Origin of the sequence: Microbacterium sp. KUDC0406 (genome assembly GCF_021582875.1) — a bacterium.
GTDB lineage: Bacteria > Actinomycetota > Actinomycetes > Actinomycetales > Microbacteriaceae > Microbacterium.
This window is the reverse complement of the sequence record NZ_CP091138.1, coordinates 2027402-2046397: the sequence shown is the minus strand read 5'-3', so window position 1 is coordinate 2046397 and position 18996 is coordinate 2027402. Positions and strand designations below refer to the sequence as shown.

The following is an 18996-nucleotide window of genomic DNA, read 5'->3' as shown; positions in this document are numbered from 1 at the left end:
CGGCGCGGATACGATGTTCGGGTGACCGACCCGACTCTGCCGCTGTCTCCGTACCGCGCGATCGATCGCGCGGACTGGGCGCGGCTGGCCGCCGGTCTGGATCAGCCGCTGACCGAGACCGAGGTCGTCGAACTGCGCGGCATCGGCGACCGCCTCGACCTCACCGAGGTCAGCGAGGTGTATCTGCCGCTGAGCCGCCTGCTCAGCCTCTACGCCACCTCGACGAAGGGCCTGGGCGCGGCGACCAGTGCGTTCCTGCAGGAACCGGACTCCACGACGCCGTTCGTCGTCGGCGTGGCCGGATCGGTCGCGGTCGGCAAGTCCACGATCGCGCGCCTGCTGCGCGAGCTGATGAGCCGCTGGCCGGGCACCCCGCGCGTCGAGCTGGTCACCACCGACGGATTCCTCTACCCGAACGCCGAGCTGGAGCGCCGCGGCCTGATGGACCGCAAGGGATTCCCCGAGTCGTACGACCGCCGCGCGCTGCTCTCGTTCCTCACCGAGGTCAAGAGCGGTGCGGACGAGGTGCGCGCGCCGTTCTACTCGCACATGCGGTACGACATCATCCCGGATGCCACGGTCGTGGTGCGCCGTCCGGACGTCGTCATCGTGGAGGGGCTGAACGTGCTGCAGCCGCCGCCCGCGCCGAACGACGTCGCGGTGAGCGACCTGTTCGACTTCTCGATCTACGTCGACGCCGACCCCGCGCACATCGCGCAGTGGTACGTCGACCGGTTCCTCGCGCTGCGCAAGGGTGCGTTCACCAACCCGTCGTCGTACTTCAACGTGTTCGCGCACCTCACCGACGACGAGGCCGTCACGACGGCGATGGGGTACTGGAACGACATCAACATGCCGAACCTGCTCGAGAACGTGCTGCCCACCAGGCACCGCGCGACGCTCGTGCTGCGCAAGGGCGTCGACCACGCGGTCGAGAGGGTGCAGCTGCGCAAGGTCTGATGCCCCTCAGGTCGTTGAGCGAGCGAAGCGAGACGAAACGCAGTGACTCTCCTGGCGGGGTGAAGGCGTTTCGTCTGCGCTCCTTCGTCGCTCCGCTCAACGACCCGGAACCGATTGGTTCGGAACCCTCGCAAAACCGCGCCCTTACTCTTGAACCCATGTGTGGAATCGTCGGATACGTGGGCCCGCGGCCCAGCCAGGACATCCTGCTCGCCGGACTCGCCCGTCTCGAGTACCGCGGCTATGACTCTGCCGGAATCGCCGTGATCGATGAGAACGGCGAGCTCGGCATGCGCAAGAAGGCCGGCAAGCTGGCCGTGCTGCGGGACTCGCTGGCGGATGCCGCGCTGCCGGACGGCAGCACGGGCATCGGGCACACCCGCTGGGCGACCCACGGTGGCCCGACCGACGTCAACGCGCATCCGCACCTCGCCGATGACGGCCGGCTCGCCGTCATCCACAACGGCATCATCGAGAACTTCTCGGTGCTGCGCGGCGAACTGGCCGAGGCCGGCGTCACCTTCCTCAGCGAGACCGACACCGAGGTGGCCGCCGCGCTGCTCGGCCAGGAGTACCGCCGCAGCGGCGACCTCGCCACCGCGTTCCAGAGCGTGGTGAATCGCCTGGAGGGCGCATTCACCCTGCTGGCGATGCACCAGGACCAGCCCGGTCTGGTCGTCGGCGCGCGCCGCAACTCGCCGCTCGTGATCGGGCTGGGCGAAGGGGAGAACTTCCTCGGCTCCGACGTCGCCGCGTTCGTCGAGCACACCCGCAGCGCGCTCGCGATCGGGCAGGACCAGATCGTCGCGATCACGCCTTCCGAGGTGACGGTGACCGACTTCGACGGCAACGCGGTCGAGGCGCAGCCGTTCGAGGTGTCGTGGGACGCCGCCGCTGCCGAGAAGGGTGGCTGGTCGTCGTTCATGGCCAAGGAGGTCGCCGAGCAGCCCGAGGCCGTGGCGAACACCATCCGCGGTCGCATCCAGGAGGGTCAGGTCATCATCCCGGAGCTCGACGGGTCGGACGACCTGTTCACCGGCATCAATCGCGTGATCATCACCGCGTGCGGCACAGCGTCGTACGCCGCCCTGGTCGGCAAGTACGCGATCGAGCAGTGGGCCCGCGTGCCGGTCGACGTCGAGCTCGCGCACGAGTTCCGCTATCGCGACCCGGTGATCGGCGACGACACCCTCGTCGTCTCGATCAGCCAGTCCGGCGAGACCATGGACACGCTGATGGCGGTCAAGTACGCCCGCGAGCGCGGCGCCCGCACGCTGTCGGTCTGCAACACTCAGGGCGCGACCATTCCGCGCGAATCGGACGCCGTCGTGTACACCCACGCCGGCCCCGAGGTCGCGGTCGCGTCGACCAAGGCGTTCTCGGCGCAGATCACCGCGCTGCTGCTGCTCGGCCTGCACATGGGTCGCGTCCGCGGGACGCACGCGGATGCCACGACCGAGGTCGCCGAGCTGCAGTCGCTGTCGGACAAGATCGCGCAGGTGTTGTCAGAGGAGCAGGAGCACGTCTCGCAGCTGGCCGGCTGGATGGCCGACACCCGCTCGGTGCTGTTCCTCGGCCGCCACGTGGGCTACCCGATCGCGCTCGAGGGTGCGCTCAAGCTCAAGGAGATCTCGTACATCCACGCCGAGGGCTTCGCCGCCGGCGAGCTGAAGCACGGTCCGATCGCCCTGATCGAGGCCGGGCAGCCGGTGTTCGTGATCGTGCCGTCGCCGCGGCACTCGTCGCTGATCCACTCGAAGGTCGTCTCGAACATCCAGGAGATCCGCGCTCGCGGCGCCCGCGTGATCGTGGTGGCCGAGGAGGGGGATGCCGCGGTGCTGCCGTTCGCCGACGAGGTCATCCGGATTCCGCTGGCCGGTGCGCTCTTCGAGCCGGTGCTCGCGGTCGTGCCGCTGCAGATCTTCGCGATGGCGCTCGCCACCGCGAAGGGCCTCGACGTCGACCAGCCCCGCAACCTGGCCAAGTCCGTCACCGTGGAGTGAGTCTCGTTCGGACGTTCGGATGCCTCGGAGCCTCCGGGGCATCCGTCGTCGTGTCGCTTGCGGTTGGCGGACCGTTCTGCGTCCGGCGGGGGACACGCCGGGGATCGTCCGCCGTCTGTTGATCGGTCCGCCGTCCGCAGAGCACGGATCGGGCGTCAGGCTCGAGCTCGAGCCAGCGCAGCCAGGATCGCGGGGAGCACCCGCTCCCACTCGTCGATGATCTGCCAGTAGTCGAATCGCAGTGATTCGTAGCCGAGGGCGGATGCCGGCGGCATCCCGCCTCAGGTCCTTCTGGCGATTCCCTTCACCTTCGTGGTTCTCCCGGCCGTCGGCCTCGATGATCAGCCGCCCGTCGATCACGAAATCGACGCGCCCGACGCCCGGGATGTCGACCTGCGTCTCGACGCTGATGCCCAAGAGGTGCAGACGCAGGCGCACGAGCGATTCGAGCCCGCTCTCGGCGTCGCCGCGTGCGAAGTCGACCAGCCAGCGGGCGGATGCCGGGAGCGCAGCGCGGATGCGGGATCGCTCGCCGGCCCCGATGAGTCGCTTGTTCCAGGCGGATTCGAACGCGGCGAAGAAGAACTCGTCGCCGTGGCACTCGTAGGCGTGGACGAGCGCGTGCTCGACCTCGGCGACGCCCAAGGTCATTCGACCGGGGCGGAAGTGCGCGGTGCAACTGCACCGGTCGTGGGGATGCGTGCGTCCCGCGCGTCCCATCCACACATGCGGTGTGGTGTCATCGGTCAGCACCCACACGCCGCGGTGCCGCAGCGCCGCAGAACACGTGAGCGCACCTCCGTGGGCAGCCGCCGAGCGGGCGGAGGGTGAGGCAGACGCGGTGGCGAAGACTCCAGGGCGGATGCGGTCGATCTCGCCGGTCCGCGCGGCGCGGTCCAGCCGGTAACGGCTGAATCCGAATGGAGCGAGCTGCTTGCTGCGGGCGATGCCACCGAAGTGGTCGACGAGCTGGCGGGCCGAGATCATGCTGGTGATCCTGGTCGATCTCAGAGCGACGCCGGACATCGAAAAGCCGCGATGTGGATGGATCTTGGGAGAGCCTCGTTGTGGAGGGTGAGTGGCACTACCGCAGATGGCGGACGATTCTGCATCCGGCAACGGACACTCCGCGGAATCCTCCGCCATCCGCAGATCGGTCCGCCGGGCGAAGAGCTTCTGGCGCATATAAGAATAGACTTATATAATGAAGCCGTGCATGAGTTCGAGGTCCTGGCGGATGCCGTGCGGCGGCGCCTGCTCGCGGTGCTCGCCCTGGGCGAGCAGCCGGCCGGCGTGCTGACCGACATCGCCCGTGACGAGTTCGGCATCTCGCAGCCGGCGGTCTCGCAGCACCTGCGGGTGCTCCGCGAGAACGGCTTCGCGACCGTGCGCGCCGAGGGCACGCGCCGGATCTACGCGCTGGATCGCGCGGGAGTGGATGCCGCATCCCGAGCCCTCGCGCAGCTGACCGATCCGCTCGCGCAGCGCCTCGACGCCCTGCACACCGAGGTCGCGCGGGGTCGCCGCGCGGCATCCGAGAACAGGGAGAGGAAGATCTCATGAGCATCACCAGTCCCGTCATCGAGAAGCATCCGTCCGGTTACCGGCTGGTCTACGAAGACGTCTACGCCACCGGCATCGACGACCTCTGGCAGGCCATCACCACGCCGGAGCGCCTGTCGCGCTGGATGGTCGAGTACACCGGCGACCTGCGTCTCGGCGGCACCTGGGCCGTCGCTGCGAACGGCGACGAGCCCTCCTGGGCCACCGGCACCATCACCGCCTGCGACGCCCCGCGGTCATTCACCACCACCTGGCACGCCATCGAGGAGGAGCCCACCGAGGTCGTCGTCACCCTCGAAGAGGTCGAGGGCGGCACCCGGATGCGCCTCGTGCACACCGGCATCCGCTCGATCTTCTACGGTGCCGGCTGGCAGACGTATCTGGAGCGGCTCAGGGCTCATCTCGCCGGAGAGTCCTTCGAGCAGGAATGGGATGACCGGTTCGCAGAACTTTCGCCGGAATACGAGGCCCGGTTCGGGGCCCTCTGACCCTGGCCTGACCTGCAGGTGGCGGATCGATCTGCGTTCGGCGGTGGACACACCGGCGGAATCTCCGCCATCCGTAGATTCGTCCGCCGCCTGCAAGGGCGGATGCCCGAGATCTGCGGACACCGTGGGCGTCGTCGTGTCGTGCAGCTGGCGGCAGGATCTGCACCCGGCGGACGAATCGCGGCGGGATCTGCCGCCATCCCCAGAAACCTCCGCCACCCGCAGAGGATCCTGCACCGCAGAGAGCTCATCGACCCCGCCCCGGTAGGCTGATCCGGTGATCATCGGGACCGGAATCGACCTCGTCGACATCCCGCGGTTCGAGCGCTCGGTCGCGCGGACGCCTCGGCTGCTGGAGCGTCTGTTCACGACATCCGAGCAGCAGCTGCCCCTGCGATCGCTCGCCGCGCGATACGCGGCGAAGGAGGCGCTGATCAAGGCGCTCGGCGGCTCGGACGGGGTGCACTGGACCGAGATCGAGATCGCCTCCGAGCCCTCCGGCAAGCCCTACTTCGTGCTCACCGGCACGACATCCGAGGTCGTATCGCGGCGCGGCATCCGCACGCTGCATCTGAGCCTGAGCCACGACGCCGGCCTTGCGATCGCGCAGGTCATCGCAGAAGGACCGGATGCCGCATGACCCGTTCCTTCTCCGCCGAGACCCCCTTCTGCCGCCGAGGCCCCGCCGCAGCGACGTCACCCAGGAGGGGTCTCGGCGATCAGGAGGGGCTTCGGCGAGGAGCAGAAGGGGAGCACACCGCATGAGCACGCCTTTCCGCGAGGCCACGATCGACCTCGACGCGATCTCCGACAACGTCCGGCACCTGAGGCGGCTGACCGGCGTCGACGTGATCGGCGTGGTCAAGGCGAACGGATACGGCCACAGCGCGGTGGATGCCGCGACCGCCGCCCTCGCCGGAGGTGCGTCCCGGCTCGGGGTCGCCACGATCGAGGAGGCGCTCGAACTGCGTCGCGCCGGCATCAACGCGCCGCTGATGGCCTGGCTGCATCCGGCCGACCGCCGGTTCGACGACGCCGCGGATGCCGGCATCGAGATCGGCGTCTCGTCGATGCCGCAGCTGCAGTCCGCGGCATCCGCTCCGGGCACGACCGCCGTGCACCTCAAGCTCGACACGGGGCTCAGCCGCAACGGGCTCGCCCCCGCAGACCGCGAGCGGGCCTTCGCCGAGGCCGCCCGTCTGGAGCGGATCGGGCACATCCGCGTCGTCGGCATCTTCAGCCATCTCTCGAACGCCTCCGCCGCCGACGACGCCGCGGCGCTCGCGGACTTCGACGCGGCGGTCGAGCAGGCGGCGTCTCTCGGCATCCGCCCCGAGATCCGGCACCTCGCCGCCACTGCGGCCGCGATCGACCGCCCCGACACCCGTCTGGATGCGGTGCGGATCGGCATCGGCCTGTACGGGCTGTCGCCGTTCGCCGATCGCAGCTCGGCCGACCTCGGCCTGCGGCCCGCGATGACGCTGCGCGCCGCAGTGGATGCCGTGCGCAGAGTGCCCGCCGGCACCGGCGTCTCGTACGACTACGCCTATCGCACCGAGCGCGAGACCACGCTGGTGCTCGTACCTCTCGGTTACGCGGACGGCATTCCGCGGCAGGCATCCGACCGAGGTCCGGTGCAGATCGGCGGGCAGCGCTTCCGCGTGGCCGGGCGCATCGCGATGGATCAGTTCGTCGTCGACGTCGGCGATGCGCAGGTCGCGCCCGGCGACGAGGTGATCGTGTTCGGCGACCCCACGCTCGGCCAGCCTTCCGCCACCGACTGGGCGGATGCCGCTGGCACGATCAACTACGAGATCGTCACCCGCATCGGGCCGCGCGTGCCGCGCCGGAGCGTGCGATGACCGCCGTCCGCTCGTTCGCCGAGACCCCGTCTTACCGCCGAGACGCCGTCTCAGCGGCGTCGGCCAGGCGGGGTGTCGACGCGGAGACGGGGTCTCGGCGAAGTGCGCGGCGAGGTGCGGAGAGATGGCGATGAGCGGGCTCGGGGAATTCGTCGGGCGACGCGAGATCGCGACGTCGGACGACATGGAGTCGCTCGGGCACCGCATCGGCACCCGGCTGCGTGCCGGTGACGTGCTGGTGCTGACCGGGCCCCTCGGCGCGGGGAAGACGACGTTCACACGGGGCCTGGCCGAGGGCCTCGGCGTGCGCGGCCCAGTGCAGAGCCCGACCTTCGTGATCGCCCGCACGCACCCCTCGCTGGTCGGCGGCGCGCCGCTCGTGCACGTGGACGCCTACCGCCTGGGCTCGGCCGACGAGCTGGACGACCTCGACCTCGACATCGCGCACTCGGTCACGGTGATCGAGTGGGGGCGGCCGATGGCCGCCGCCGTGACGGATGCCTGGTGGGACATCGAGCTCGAGCGCCCGGTCGGGGGCGATGACGACCTCGCCGACGAGGACCTCGACGCCGACGCCCCGCGGATCGTCACGATCGCCCGGATCGGGGACTGAGCGCCGCTCAGCCGTCGATCACCGCGACCAGCTCGTCGAGGAAGGAGGAGAAGTCCGCCTTCCTCGCGAGCAGCCGCTGCACGGACTCGCGCTCGCCGAACACCTCCACGAGCTGCTCGAACACCGTCTGGAAGGCCTCCCGGTCATCCTCTGAGAACGCCACCAGCGCCACGACGTGCACCCGCGCGTCGCCCCACCGGATCGACGGGTCGGCGACGCCGATCGCGATCATGGTCCGCGACGCGGTCATGCCGATGGCGTGCGGAACGGCGAGATCGTCGGTGAAGGCGGTCGATGACAGCCGCTCCCGTTCGATCGCCCTCGTGACGTAGTCGTCATCGATCACCCCGCGCGCGACGAGCAGCCCGCCCAGTCGCCGGATGACCTCCTCCTCGGTGTCCGCCGGGAGCGGCGAGACGAACGCCGCTTCGTCGAAGTACCGCTCGAGCTCGCCGCGCAGCCCGGCCAGTCTTCTGCTGCGCCGGATGCGGGAGGCAGCGAGCTGTACGCGATCCACGTCGGCCTCGGTGAGGAACGGCTGGATGCGCACGACGCGGTCGCCGAGCGGGGGAGCGCTCACCGTCGTCAGGATCAGGTCGGAGTCGATCGCGGCCCAGTCCGGGTCGATCCGCGTCTGCAGGTCGACGACCTCGATCGACTGCCCGAGGGACTGCGCCACGCTCGAGCGCAGCAGATCCTGCATCTCGTAGTAGCCCGGGCACACGATCGTCGCGGTCAGCAGACTGGCACGGCGCCTGCTGCGCTCCAGCCGCCCGCCGACGTGGATCGCGATGTACGCGATCTCGTCATCCGGGATCGTGAAGCCGAGGCGGCGCTGCAGTCCGCTGGCGATGGACACCGCGATGTCGAAGATCATCGGATACGAGGACTTCAGCGATCGGGCGAGCGGGTTGCGCGACCAGGCATCCTCCCTGGCGCGGCTCTGCAGATTCTGCACGTGCAGCGCCAGCCGGCGGATGAACTCCTCGTGCACCAGGTCGACGAGGAACTCCTCGGCCACGGCGGTGACGAGGTCGCGCACCGTCTCCTCCATCTCGGGCGCGGCGGTCGGCCTCGCCGCCGGTCCGGGGGTGACCACCCGGGTCAGGAGCAGCATCGCCAGGTGCTGGCGGTCGCCGGCTCCCAGGGCGACCCCGAGCTGCTCCCAGACGAGCGTCGCGAGCAGTTCGGCGATGTCGTCGGCGGCCGGACCGGCCGACGCTCCGGCGATCTCGAGTGGCCGTCCGTGCGCGACCCGGTCGACCGCGATCGCGATATGGGCGAGCACGTCCGAGATGCCGAGTTCGTTGATGTAGTAGCCGTGTTCTCCCAGCGCGGTGCGCAGCGCCTCGGCGAAGGCGTCGAAACGATCCGCCCGGGGCACGGTCTCGCCGAGGGCCCTGCGCAGCGAGACCACGTCGAACGGCCCGGCATCCATCTCGTCGTGCACGAGCACGCTCAGCAGACGGCGCTGTGCGCTCTCGGGACCGCTCAGACGCGCCCGCGAGCCGGCACGGGAGAGGACCAGCGACGGGTCGGCGATCAGGTTGCGCACCCGAGCGAGGTCGGCCTCGAGCGTGGCATCCGACACGTGCAGCCGCGCAGCGGCGTCATGCACGTCGATGCCGTCGTCGGCGGTGAGGAGGTCGCGCACCAGGGTGTGCAGCCGGTCTCGCGGCGTGTCGCCGTCACCGTTTCCGGCGGGGAGCGCTCCGGCTGCGGGGCCGATCCGATAGCCCTGCGGGCCGGACTCCACGGCGACGCCGCCGGCGCGGGAGTTCAGGGCGGTGACGTAGGAGCGGATGCTGCGCGGCGTCACACCCAGGGCGTCCGCGAGCCGCGCGGCCGTGAGCCACCCGCCATCGCGCATCAGCAGGGAGAGCAGACGGTCCTGTCTCGATCTGGTCACCGTCGCTCCTTCCGCCGGCATCGACGCACGACGGGACCAGTCAACCATGGCGGTCCGGGTCCGAGGTCTTTCCGCCCCACCGGAAACAGATCTGTTGGCAGGCCCGCTCGCCCGGCGGTCAGAATGACCTGGAGGAGGCGGGTCGATGAGGATCGTGGTCTTGTGCGGCGCAGGTGCGTCCAGCACGTTCGTGGCGCAGCGGCTGCGGACGGCCCTGGATGCGCGCGCGATCGCGCACACCGCGGAGCCCGCATCGCTGTCCGCACTGCCGGGATGCCTGGACGGCGCAGATCTGCTGCTGCTCGGCCCGCACCTTGCCGACCGGCAGGACGACCTGCTGGTCGACGCGGCCGCGCGCGGCACAAGGGTCGCGGTGCTGCCCCCGGACATCTACGGCGATCTGGACGGCGCGCGGACACTGGAGATCGTGCGCCAGGCACTCACCGCCGAGACCGATGACGATCACCGCGTTCGCGCGGACCGACGAGAGGAGACCCGATGACGGTGACGAGGACGGTGCGGATCGGATCCGCCCACGGACTGCACGCACGTCCGGCGAAGCTGTTCGCCCAGGCCGCGAAGGATGCCGGGATCCCGGTGACACTGGCGAAGGGCGAAGGGTCGCCGGTGAACGCGGCGAGCATCCTCTCCGTGATCGCCCTGGGCATCGAACAGGGCGACGAGGTCACGCTGACGGCCGACGGCGACGGCGCGGACGCCGTCATCGATCAGCTCGACGCGCTGCTGACCACCGATCACGACGCCTGACCGTGGGGGCAGAGGAGATGACGCAGCTCGCGGGAGTCGGAATCGGGCAGGGCATCGCGCATGGACCTGTGGCGCGGATGGCCGCTCCGCTGCCCGCGCCCGCCGAGACGCCCAGCGCCTTGGGGGCGGAGCAGGAGCGCGCCAGGGCCGCAGAGGCGCTGAGCGCGGTCGCGCGCGAGCTCGAGGACCGCGGGAGCGGGCCGGCGGCTCGGCGCAGGAGGTGCTGGAGGCCCAGGCCATGATGGCCGAGGACCCGTCACTGGCGGACGAGATCGAGGCGCGGATCGTCGCGGGCAGGACCGCCGAGCGCGCGATCCACGAGGCCTTCGCGGTGTTCCGCGACATGCTGACGGCGATGGGCGGCTATCTCGGCGAGCGCGCCGCGGATCTCGACGATGTCGCGCAGCGGATCATCGCGCGGCTGCAGGGGGTTCCCGCCCCGGGGTGCCCGAGCCCGGTCATCCGTTCGTACTGGTCGCCCGCGACCTCGCCCCGGCCGACACGGCCCTGCTCGATCTCGGTCAGGTCCTGGCGCTCGTCACCAGTGACGGCGGCCCGACCTCGCACACGGCCATCCTGGCCAGGGAGAAGGGGATCGTCGCGGTCGTGGGCGCGGTGGAGGCCACCGGACTGACCGACGGCCAGACAGTGATCGTCGACGCATCCGCCGGCACCGTCCTCGTCGATCCGTCCGGCGCCGACATCGACGCGGCTGACGAGCGGATGCGCGCTCGGGACTCCGCCACGGTCCCTGTCGGGCCGGGTGCGCTCTCGGACGGCACCCCGATCCCGCTGCTGGCGAACCTGGGCAAGCCGGAGGGCGCGGCCGACGCCCGCGCCCTGGGCGCCGAAGGGGTGGGGCTGTTCCGCACCGAGTTCCTGTTCCTCAGCGCCGACGAGGCCCCGTCCGTGGCCGCGCAGCGGGCCGCGTACGAGGAGCTGCTGACCGGGTTCGCCGGGACGAAGGTGGTCGTGCGGCTGCTGGATGCCGGAGCCGACAAGCCGCTGTCCTTCCTCAACGACGCGGAGGAGGAGAATCCCGCGCTCGGGCTGCGCGGTCTCCGTGCACTCCGCGCACACGAGAACGTGCTGCGGGACCAGCTCACCGCCCTGGCCGAGGCGGACGCCTCGACCACGGAGCAGGGGCACGGAGCCGACCTGTGGGTGATGGCCCCGATGGTCGCGACCGTCGAGGAGACCCGCTGGTTCACCGCCCTCGCCAGGGAGCACGGCATCCGCACGGTCGGGATCATGGTCGAGGTGCCGTCGGCGGCGCTTCTCGCCGACCATCTGCTCGCCGAGACCGACTTCGTCTCGGTCGGAACCAACGACCTGACCCAGTACACGATGGCGGCCGACCGAGTGCTGGGCACAGTGGCCCAGTATCAGGACCCGTGGCATCCGGCGGTGCTGCGTCTGGTCCGCGAGATCGGCGCGGCCGGCCGCGCCCACGGCAAGCCGGTCGGCATCTGCGGCGAGGCCGCCGCCGATCCGATGCTCGCGCTGGTGCTGGTGGGCCTCGGCGCGACCTCGCTCTCGATGGCGCCGGCGGCGCTCGCCGACGTGCGCGCCGCCCTGCACGCGCACAGCCTCGAGGACGCGCGACGGATGGCGGATGCTGCGCTCGCCGCCGACGGCGCCGGGACGGCACGCGCCGCCGCGACGGCCGCATCACGCGCAGGCACGGACCCGAAGCACTGACAGACCCGAACCACTGACAGACCCTGACAAGAGGAGATCACCATGACAACGACGTCACCGGCCGTCGCACCGAGCGGCGGCAAGAAGGCACAGGTCGCCATACAACGATTCGGCACCTTCCTGTCCGGCATGATCATGCCGAACATCGCCGCCTTCATCGCCTGGGGATTCATCACCGCGCTGTTCATCGCCACCGGCTGGCTGGGCTGGTGGACCCCCGTCGCGCCGATCCTCGGCGGCTTCGGCAATGCCGACGAGATCGGCTGGAGCCACGCGATGACCGCGCTGGCGCAGGCCTCCGAGGGCGGCGCCACCTTCCCGCAGTACGTCGGCCTCGTCGGACCGATGATCACGTACCTGCTGCCGCTGATGATCGCGAACACCGGAGGCCGCATGGTCTACGGCGAACGCGGCGGTGTGGTCGCCGCGATCGCCACCGTCGGAGTGATCGTGGGAACGACCATCCCGATGTTCCTCGGCGCGATGGTCATGGGGCCGCTCGCCGCTCTGCTGACCAAGTGGATGGACCGGATCTGGGACGGCAAGATCAGGCCAGGGTTCGAGATGCTGGTGAACAACTTCAGCGCCGGCATCCTCGGCATGATCCTCGCCATCGTCGGATTCTTCGTGTTCGGCCCGGTCATGACCTGGCTGAGCGACGGCCTCGGCGCGATCGTGGACTTCCTCGTGCAGTACGGGCTTCTTCCCTGCTGTCGATCATCGTGGAACCGGCGAAGATCCTGTTCCTCAACAATGCGATCAACCACGGCGTGTTCACTCCGATCGGCACCCAGCAGTCGCTCGAGTTCGGCCGTTCGATCCTGTTCCTGGTCGAGGCCAACCCCGGCCCGGGACTCGGCATCCTGCTGGCGTTCACGTTCTTCGGCGTCGGCGCCGCACGGGCCTCCGCCCCGGAGCGATCATCATCCAGTTCCTCGGCGGCATCCACGAGATCTACTTCCCGTACGTGCTCATGAAGCCGATCCTGGTGCTCGCGGCGATCGCGGGCGGCATGACGGGGGTCGCGACCAACGCCGTCTTCGGCAGCGGTCTGCGGGCGCCGGCGGCGCCCGGCTCGATCATCGCGGTGCTCATCCAGACCTCGGGAGACAGCAACTTCGGACCCGGCTGGGGATACGTCGGCGTGACGCTCTCGGTGGTGCTGGCGGCGACCGTGTCGTTCCTGGTCTCCGCGCTCTTCCTGCTCCGCACCAGGAAGCGCGACCTCGCGACCGAGGGGGCCGGCGATCTCGCCGCAGCCGTGGCCGCGACCGAGGCGAACAAGGGCAAGTCGTCCCAGGCGCTGTCGGGTCTGCGCGAACAGGCCGAGGCGAACGCGGCAGGTGAGCAGACGACGATCGCCGATGAGGTCGCCGGGGTGAACGTTGCCGCAGGGGCGGTGCTCGCCGACAAGAGGGTGAGCAGCATCGTCTTCGCCTGCGACGCGGGCATGGGCTCGTCCGCGATGGGCGCGAGCGTGCTGCGCAACAAGATGAAGAAGGCCGGCGTCGAAGGCGTCACCGTGGTGAACCAGGCGATCGCCAATCTCGACGGGACGGCCGATCTGATCATCACGCAGAACCAGCTGACCGATCGGGCCAGGGCCAAGGCCCCGGACGCGATTCATGTCTCCGTGGACAACTTCATGAACTCTCCGAAGTACGAGGAGGTCGTCGACCTGGTGCGACAGCAGCACGAGGACGACGAGTAACGACGAAAGGACAAGGACATGGCGGGCGAGGTACTGAGCATCGGGCAGGTGCGCATCCACCGGGACGGCGCGAGCCGCGACGACGCGATGCGCGAAGCGGCCGGGCTCCTCCAGGCGGCGGGGGCGGTCACAGACGCCTACTACGACGCGATGCAGGCGCGCGAGCAGACGGTGTCGACCTACATGGGGAATGAGCTGGCGATCCCGCACGGGACCAACGAGACGAAGGACGCGATCCTCGCATCCGCCCTCTCGGTGGTGCGGTACGACGGCGGCGTGGACTGGGACGGCGAGCCGGTGACGTTCGTGATCGGCATCGCCGGCCGGGGGGACGAGCACCTCGAGATCCTGTCCCAGATCGCGATCCTGTTCTCCGACGAGGACGATGTCGCGCGGCTGAAGGCCGCGGCGACGCCGGAGGAGCTCTTCGACCTGATGTCGGCGGTGAACGACTCATGAAGGCCGTCCACTTCGGCGCGGGCAACATCGGACGCGGCTTCGTCGGACTGCTGCTGCACGAGGGCGGCTACGACCTGGTGTTCTCCGACGTCGCCGCCCCGCTCGTGGACGCGCTCTCGGCCGCCGACTCGTACACCGTTCACGAAGTGGGGGAGGGCGGCGGCGACACGGTGATCACGGGCTTCCGGGCTCTGAACAGCGCCGCCGACCCGGCCGCCGGTGGCTGCGGAGGTCGCCGATGCCGACGTCGCGACCACCGCGGTCGGCCCCACCGTGCTGCGGTTCATCGCGCCGCTCATCCTCGAAGGGCTGCGACGCAGGGATGCTTCATCGCCGCCGCTGCAGGTCATGGCCTGCGAGAACGCGATCAACGCGACCGATGTCCTGCGCGACGAGATCGCCGCGGCGGCCGGGGACGAGTGGCCGGACCTGTCGCAGCGGGCGGTGTTCGCCAACACGGCCGTGGACAGGATCGTGCCCGGCCAGCCCGCCGACGCCGGCCTCGATGTCACCGTGGAGCCGTTCTACGAGTGGGCGATCGAGCGGGGGCCGTTCGGCGAACGGCCCCCGCACATCCCCGGCGCGCACTTCGTGGACGACCTCGCGCCGTACATCGAGCGCAAGCTGTTCACGGTCAACACCGGGCACGCCGCGACCGCGTATCTCGGCGCGGCCAGCGGGGTCGAGCGGATCTCGGACGCGCTGGCCGACCCGCGGATCGCGGGCCGGGTGGCGGCCGCGCTCGAGGAGACGTCGGCACTGCTCGCCGCCAAGCACGGCCTGGATCCGGATGACCTCGCCGCGTACCGCGCCGCGATCCTGGACCGGTTCCGCAATCCCGCACTGCCGGACACCGTCTGGCGGGTCGGCAGGCAGCCGCTGCGCAAGCTGTCCCGGCACGAGAGGTTCATCGGCCCGGCCGCCGAGGCCGCCGAGCGCGGGCTGCCCATCTCCGCCCTCATCGAGGCGGTCTCCGCGGCGCTGGCATTCGACGACCCGGACGATGCCCAATCCGTTCAGCTGCAGCAGCTGCTGCGGGATCAGGACGCCGACGCCTTCGTGGCGGAGGTGACGGGCCTCGAGCCCGGGCATCCGCTGCGGCCCGCCGTGCGGGAGGTCGTCGCCGCGCGTCAGCGGAGGGTGGCGGACGGAGGCTGAACGACGCCCGATGAGGGCCCTCGCGCCGGGCCGCGACTACGCTGGTGAGCGTGATCCTCGCCGTCGACACCTCACTGGGCTCGGCCGTCGCCGTCGTCGCCGATGACGGCACGACGGTCGCCGACGCGGGCAGCGCCAACCCCTCGGACACGCCGAGGTCATCGGCGACCTGCTGCAGGGCGTGGCCCGTCCCGGCATCACGCACGTCGTCTCCGGCATGGGGCCCGGTCCCTTCACCGGACTGCGCATCGGCGTCGCCGCAGCGCGCGCGTTCGCGCTCGGGCGCGGGGTTCCCGTGGTCCCCGTGCCCAGTCACTACGCCGCCGCCCTCGCGCTGGGGCGGACGGATCGCTTCGCGATCGTCACCGACGCGCGTCGCCGGGAGGTCGCCGTCAGCGTCTTCGAGGGAACGGATGCCGACGGCATCCCGCTCCTCGTCGAGCCGACCCGTCTCGAACCGCAGGATGCGCAGCTCGCCGTCCCCGCGGTCACGGTGACCACGATCGACGCATCGGCTCTCGCCCGGGTCGGCGCCCTCGCACTCGCCGCCGGACGCACGCTCGCCGGCGACGAGCCGCTGTACCTGCGGCATCCGGATGTCAGCGTGCCGCGGCAGGTGCGGCTGTGATCCGCCCCGCGACGATCCACGACCTCGGCGCGATCATGGCACTGGAGAACTCGTCCTTCCCCGATGACGCGTGGAGCGAGCAGACCATGGCCACCGAGATCACCAGCGCGCACAACCGGTACTTCGTCGACGACGAGGACGGCCGCGTCGTCGGCTACGGCGGCGTGCGGGCGCTGCCCGGCGCCCCCGACTCCGACATCCAGACCATCGCACTCGACCCCGCGTTCCGCGGACAGGGCCGAGGGCGGCGGATGCTGCGCCTGCTGCTCGACCAGGCACGCGAGCGCGGCGCGCGCGACACGTTCCTCGAGGTGCGCGACGACAACGAGGTCGCACAGGCGCTGTACCTCGCCGAGGGCTTCGTCGAGATCGGACGCCGCCCGCGGTATTACAAGGGCGGGATCGACGCCATCGTGATGAAGATCGGGCTGGCGGGGCGGGCCGCCTCGGCCATCGAGTCTTCGACAGGCTGGGTCGCTGAGCCTTCGACAGACTGGGTCGCTGAGCCTGTCGAAGCGTCCCCGGAGGATCCTTCGACGAGCTCAGGGACCCAGCCACGAACCCCGTTGGAAGGAAGCATGGATGCCTGAACCTCTGGTCCTCGGCATCGAGACGAGCTGCGACGAGACCGGCATCGGGATCGTGCGCGGCCGCACGCTGCTGTCGAACACCATCGCGTCGAGCATGGACGAGCACGCCCGCTACGGCGGCGTCGTTCCCGAGGTCGCCGCCCGTGCTCACCTCGAGGCGCTGCAGCCGTCGCTCGAGGCCGCGCTCGCCGAAGCGGACGTCGCGCTCGGCGACCTCGACGCCGTCGCCGTGACCAGCGGACCCGGTCTCGCCGGGGCGCTCATGGTGGGGGTCGGAGCGGCGAAAGGGCTCGCGGTCTCGCTGGGAAAGCCGCTGTACGCGGTGAACCACCTGGTCGGTCATATCGCCGCCGACATCCTCACGCCCGACTCAGAACCCCTCGAATACCCGACGATCGCCCTGCTGGTCAGCGGCGGGCACACGTCGCTGCTGCACGTGCGCGACCTGACCACCGACGTCGAGCTGCTTGGCGAGACCGTCGACGATGCCGACGGGGAGGCCTTCGACAAGGTCGCCCGGCTGCTCGGGCTGCCCTATCCCGGCGGGCCGCAGATCGACCGCGCCGCGGCCGAGGGCGACCCGAGCGCCATCCGTTTCCCTCGGGGGCTGTCCCGGGCATCCGACATGGCGAAGCACCGCTACGACTTCTCGTTCTCGGGTCTGAAGACGGCCGTCGCCCGCTGGATCGAGCGCGCGCAGGCCGAAGGGCAGGAGATCCCGGTGGCCGATGTCGCGGCCAGCTTCCGCGAGGCTGTCGTCGACGTACTGGTCACCAAGGCCCTGGCCGCCTGCGAAGACCTGGGGGTGCCGCGCCTGCTGCTCGGCGGCGGCGTGATCGCCAATCGCCGGCTGCGCGACGTGACCCTCGAGCGAGCCGAGGCCGCCGGCGTGACCGTGCGCATCCCGCCGCTGAGTCTGTGCACCGACAACGGTGCGATGATCGCGGCGCTCGCCGCTGAACTGATCGCCTCGGGCCGCGGACCCTCGACCCTCGCGTTCGGCGCAGACTCCACGCTGCCCGTCACCGAGATCCAGGTGAGCCCGGCATGAGCGATCCGCACGTCGAAGAGCCCAGCCCCGAGGTCGAGCGCCCGACGGGGTCGGCGGCCCTGCCCGGCGCGCGCAAGACCTACAGCAAGCTGCCCACCGGCCCGGTGAGCGTCGAGCCGGTGATGACAGGACCGGATGCCGACACGGGAGGACTCCGTGCCGAGTGGGAGCCCGCCGCGGGCGAGACCTACGCCGAGGACAGGACCAGACTGGCGCCGTGGGCGCTGTTCGCCGCGATCGTCGCACTGTGCACCGCACTGTTCGTCGGCTGGGGCATCCCGGTCGCGATCATCGCCGTGATCGCCGCGATCATGTCGATCCGCCGGCCGGTCGAGAGCCGGGCTGTCGCGATCTGGGCACTGGTGCTCGGGATCACGGCCACGGTGTTCAGCTCCGGCTGGCTGATCTGGGCGGTCACGCAGTTCGAGAGGCTGGGGTGACGATGCCGGGGCGCGAGCGCCTCCGCGAGCTCCAGCGCCGGGCCTACGGCCCGGGCGGCGGGCTGAGCGCCGCCGAGGCGGACGAGCTGGCCGCGCTGCAGGACGCCGCGCAGCCCCCTTCCCCAAGTGCCGGGGAGGGTGAGGTCGTTGGCGGTGAGCTTCCCTCCGGGGTCGTTGAGCGAGCGAGGAACGAGCGAGACGAAACGCTCTCAGGTGTCGGGAAGGGTGAGACCGTTTCGTCTCGCTCCGCTCGCTCAACGACCGATCGGGGTGAGACCGTTTCGTCTCGCGTCGCTCGCTCAACGACCACCAGAAGTCGCCGCATCCTCCTGACGGTCGTGGCCGCGGCATCCGCTCTTCTCATCGGTCTCGGCACAGGCTGGCTGCTGTTCGGTCGTGACACCGGACCGGTGCTGGACGCGAAGCAGCAGCAGACATGGGCGGACTTCGAGGCATCCGGAAAGTACGACGCCGGGTCCATCCGCATGCTCGGCGAGCAGTACGGGATCACTGCCTGGTACGCGACGCAGGACGACGCCAAGACCGAATGCGTCATGCTCACCCCCTCGAAGCAGACGTCAATCGGATGCCTGCCGACCGACCGGCACGCAGAGGAGAACGAGCACGGCCAGCAGATGCCGCTGTCGACCCAGGTCGACTTCGATGACGACGAGGGCACCGTCGTCGGCGGCGTGGTCGTGCGAGACGTGCGGGGCGCACCGACGGCGGTGCTGTCGAGATGGGACCAGTCCCAGACGTGGGACTGGACGCAGATGTACGTCGGCGATGAACTCCAGATCGCGAAGAACATCGTGGCGGAGACGGGGATCGACGGTACATCCATGCAGATCGCCGGATACGACGGAGGGACGCCGATCTGGATGTCCCAGGGCGAGGAGACCTGTCTGTATGTCGCCGATCTCGGCGGCATCACCCAGCAGTCCTGTGAGCCTGACTCCGGCGACGTCGTGATCGAACTGCCGAATGCCACGTACGGACTGCTGGACACGAATCAGGGGACTCGACTCACGACCATGGTCGGGCACGAGGCTCCCGCGACCGGTGACGCCGCGGGCCAGACGCCGGAGTGAG

Annotated in this window: 16 protein-coding genes and 5 pseudogenes; 19 read left to right on the top strand and 2 right to left on the bottom strand. The window is 70.3% G+C overall.

Going from position 1 to position 18996, the window contains the following annotated elements; genetic code table 11:
- The first annotated feature begins 21 nt into the window (after positions 1–21).
- The 3 genes from coaA (at position 22) to L2X99_RS10240 (ending at position 3794) form a co-directional block, all read left to right on the top strand.
- On the top strand, positions 22–960 hold the full coding sequence (gene coaA / locus L2X99_RS10250) for a type I pantothenate kinase (protein WP_236123712.1): 939 nt from the start codon (positions 22–24) through the stop codon (positions 958–960).
- A 158-nt stretch (positions 961–1118) separates the two neighbouring features.
- On the top strand, positions 1119–2963 hold the full coding sequence (glmS, locus tag L2X99_RS10245; RefSeq protein ID WP_236135057.1) for a glutamine--fructose-6-phosphate transaminase (isomerizing): 1845 nt from the start codon (positions 1119–1121) through the stop codon (positions 2961–2963).
- A gap of 312 nt (positions 2964–3275) precedes the next feature.
- Positions 3276–3794: a hypothetical protein gene (locus L2X99_RS10240; protein ID WP_236135056.1), complete on the top strand. Its 519-nt coding sequence runs from the start codon at positions 3276–3278 to the stop codon at positions 3792–3794.
- A gap of 63 nt (positions 3795–3857) precedes the next feature.
- On the opposite strand, the pseudogene L2X99_RS18320 reads toward L2X99_RS10240, so the two are convergent.
- Positions 3858–3950 (bottom strand): annotated as a pseudogene (locus L2X99_RS18320) (hypothetical protein); the annotation flags it as partial.
- Between the two features lie 225 nt (positions 3951–4175).
- Here L2X99_RS18320 and L2X99_RS10235 point away from each other — a divergent pair.
- From L2X99_RS10235 to tsaE, 5 genes are all read left to right on the top strand, one after another.
- Positions 4176–4526 (top strand): ArsR/SmtB family transcription factor, encoded by a 351-nt coding sequence (locus tag L2X99_RS10235; RefSeq protein WP_236123714.1) that lies wholly within the window; start codon positions 4176–4178, stop codon positions 4524–4526.
- Positions 4523–5014 carry an SRPBCC domain-containing protein gene (locus L2X99_RS10230; RefSeq protein WP_236123715.1) on the top strand — a complete coding sequence of 164 codons (492 nt, stop codon included), beginning with the start codon at positions 4523–4525 and terminating at the stop codon, positions 5012–5014. Before L2X99_RS10235 ends, L2X99_RS10230 begins: the two co-directional genes overlap by 4 nt.
- Before the next feature lie 277 nt (positions 5015–5291).
- On the top strand, positions 5292–5654 hold the full coding sequence (locus L2X99_RS10225; RefSeq protein ID WP_236123716.1) for a holo-ACP synthase: 363 nt from the start codon (positions 5292–5294) through the stop codon (positions 5652–5654).
- 121 nt (positions 5655–5775) lie between these two features.
- Positions 5776–6876 (top strand): alanine racemase, encoded by a 1101-nt coding sequence (gene alr, locus L2X99_RS10220; RefSeq protein ID WP_236123717.1) that lies wholly within the window; start codon positions 5776–5778, stop codon positions 6874–6876.
- Between the two features lie 130 nt (positions 6877–7006).
- Entirely contained in the window at positions 7007–7489 is a 483-nt protein-coding gene (gene tsaE, locus L2X99_RS10215) for a tRNA (adenosine(37)-N6)-threonylcarbamoyltransferase complex ATPase subunit type 1 TsaE (protein WP_236123718.1), read from the top strand.
- 7 nt (positions 7490–7496) lie between these two features.
- Here tsaE and L2X99_RS10210 read toward each other — a convergent pair whose 3' ends face one another.
- A complete protein-coding gene (locus L2X99_RS10210; protein WP_236135926.1) occupies positions 7497–9419 on the bottom strand; it encodes a BglG family transcription antiterminator in 1923 nt (640 codons plus the stop codon).
- Positions 9420–9543: 124 nt separating this feature from the next.
- On the opposite strand from L2X99_RS10210, the gene L2X99_RS10205 reads away from it, so the two are divergent.
- The 11 genes and pseudogenes from L2X99_RS10205 to L2X99_RS10145 all read left to right on the top strand — a co-directional run bounded on the left by L2X99_RS10205 (position 9544) and on the right by L2X99_RS10145 (position 18995).
- Entirely contained in the window at positions 9544–9900 is a 357-nt protein-coding gene (locus tag L2X99_RS10205; RefSeq protein WP_236123719.1) for a PTS sugar transporter subunit IIB, read from the top strand.
- Complete coding sequence (locus L2X99_RS10200) at positions 9897–10166, top strand: HPr family phosphocarrier protein (RefSeq protein ID WP_236123720.1); 270 nt, start codon at positions 9897–9899, stop codon at positions 10164–10166. Before L2X99_RS10205 ends, L2X99_RS10200 begins: the two co-directional genes overlap by 4 nt.
- Positions 10167–10183: 17 nt before the next feature.
- Positions 10184–11867, top strand: a pseudogene (gene ptsP, locus L2X99_RS10195) (phosphoenolpyruvate--protein phosphotransferase).
- Positions 11868–11909: 42 nt separating this feature from the next.
- A pseudogene (locus L2X99_RS18315) lies at positions 11910–13578 on the top strand (PTS mannitol transporter subunit IICB).
- An 18-nt stretch (positions 13579–13596) separates the two neighbouring features.
- A complete protein-coding gene (locus tag L2X99_RS10175) occupies positions 13597–14037 on the top strand; it encodes a PTS sugar transporter subunit IIA (protein ID WP_236135054.1) in 441 nt (146 codons plus the stop codon).
- A pseudogene (locus L2X99_RS10170) lies at positions 14034–15195 on the top strand (mannitol-1-phosphate 5-dehydrogenase). Before L2X99_RS10175 ends, L2X99_RS10170 begins: the two are co-directional and overlap by 4 nt.
- 50 nt (positions 15196–15245) lie before the next feature.
- Positions 15246–15823 (top strand): annotated as a pseudogene (tsaB, locus tag L2X99_RS10165) (tRNA (adenosine(37)-N6)-threonylcarbamoyltransferase complex dimerization subunit type 1 TsaB).
- Entirely contained in the window at positions 15820–16413 is a 594-nt protein-coding gene (gene rimI / locus L2X99_RS10160) for a ribosomal protein S18-alanine N-acetyltransferase (protein WP_236135053.1), read from the top strand. The pseudogene tsaB and the gene rimI overlap by 4 nt, the downstream one beginning before the upstream one ends.
- Positions 16406–17464 carry a tRNA (adenosine(37)-N6)-threonylcarbamoyltransferase complex transferase subunit TsaD gene (tsaD, locus tag L2X99_RS10155; RefSeq protein ID WP_236135052.1) on the top strand — a complete coding sequence of 353 codons (1059 nt, stop codon included), beginning with the start codon at positions 16406–16408 and terminating at the stop codon, positions 17462–17464. Before rimI ends, tsaD begins: the two co-directional genes overlap by 8 nt.
- Positions 17461–17904: a hypothetical protein gene (locus L2X99_RS10150; protein WP_236123723.1), complete on the top strand. Its 444-nt coding sequence runs from the start codon at positions 17461–17463 to the stop codon at positions 17902–17904. Before tsaD ends, L2X99_RS10150 begins: the two co-directional genes overlap by 4 nt.
- Before the next feature lie 2 nt (positions 17905–17906).
- Positions 17907–18995 carry a hypothetical protein gene (locus tag L2X99_RS10145; protein ID WP_236123724.1) on the top strand — a complete coding sequence of 363 codons (1089 nt, stop codon included), beginning with the start codon at positions 17907–17909 and terminating at the stop codon, positions 18993–18995.
- Position 18996: the final 1 nt, after the last annotated feature.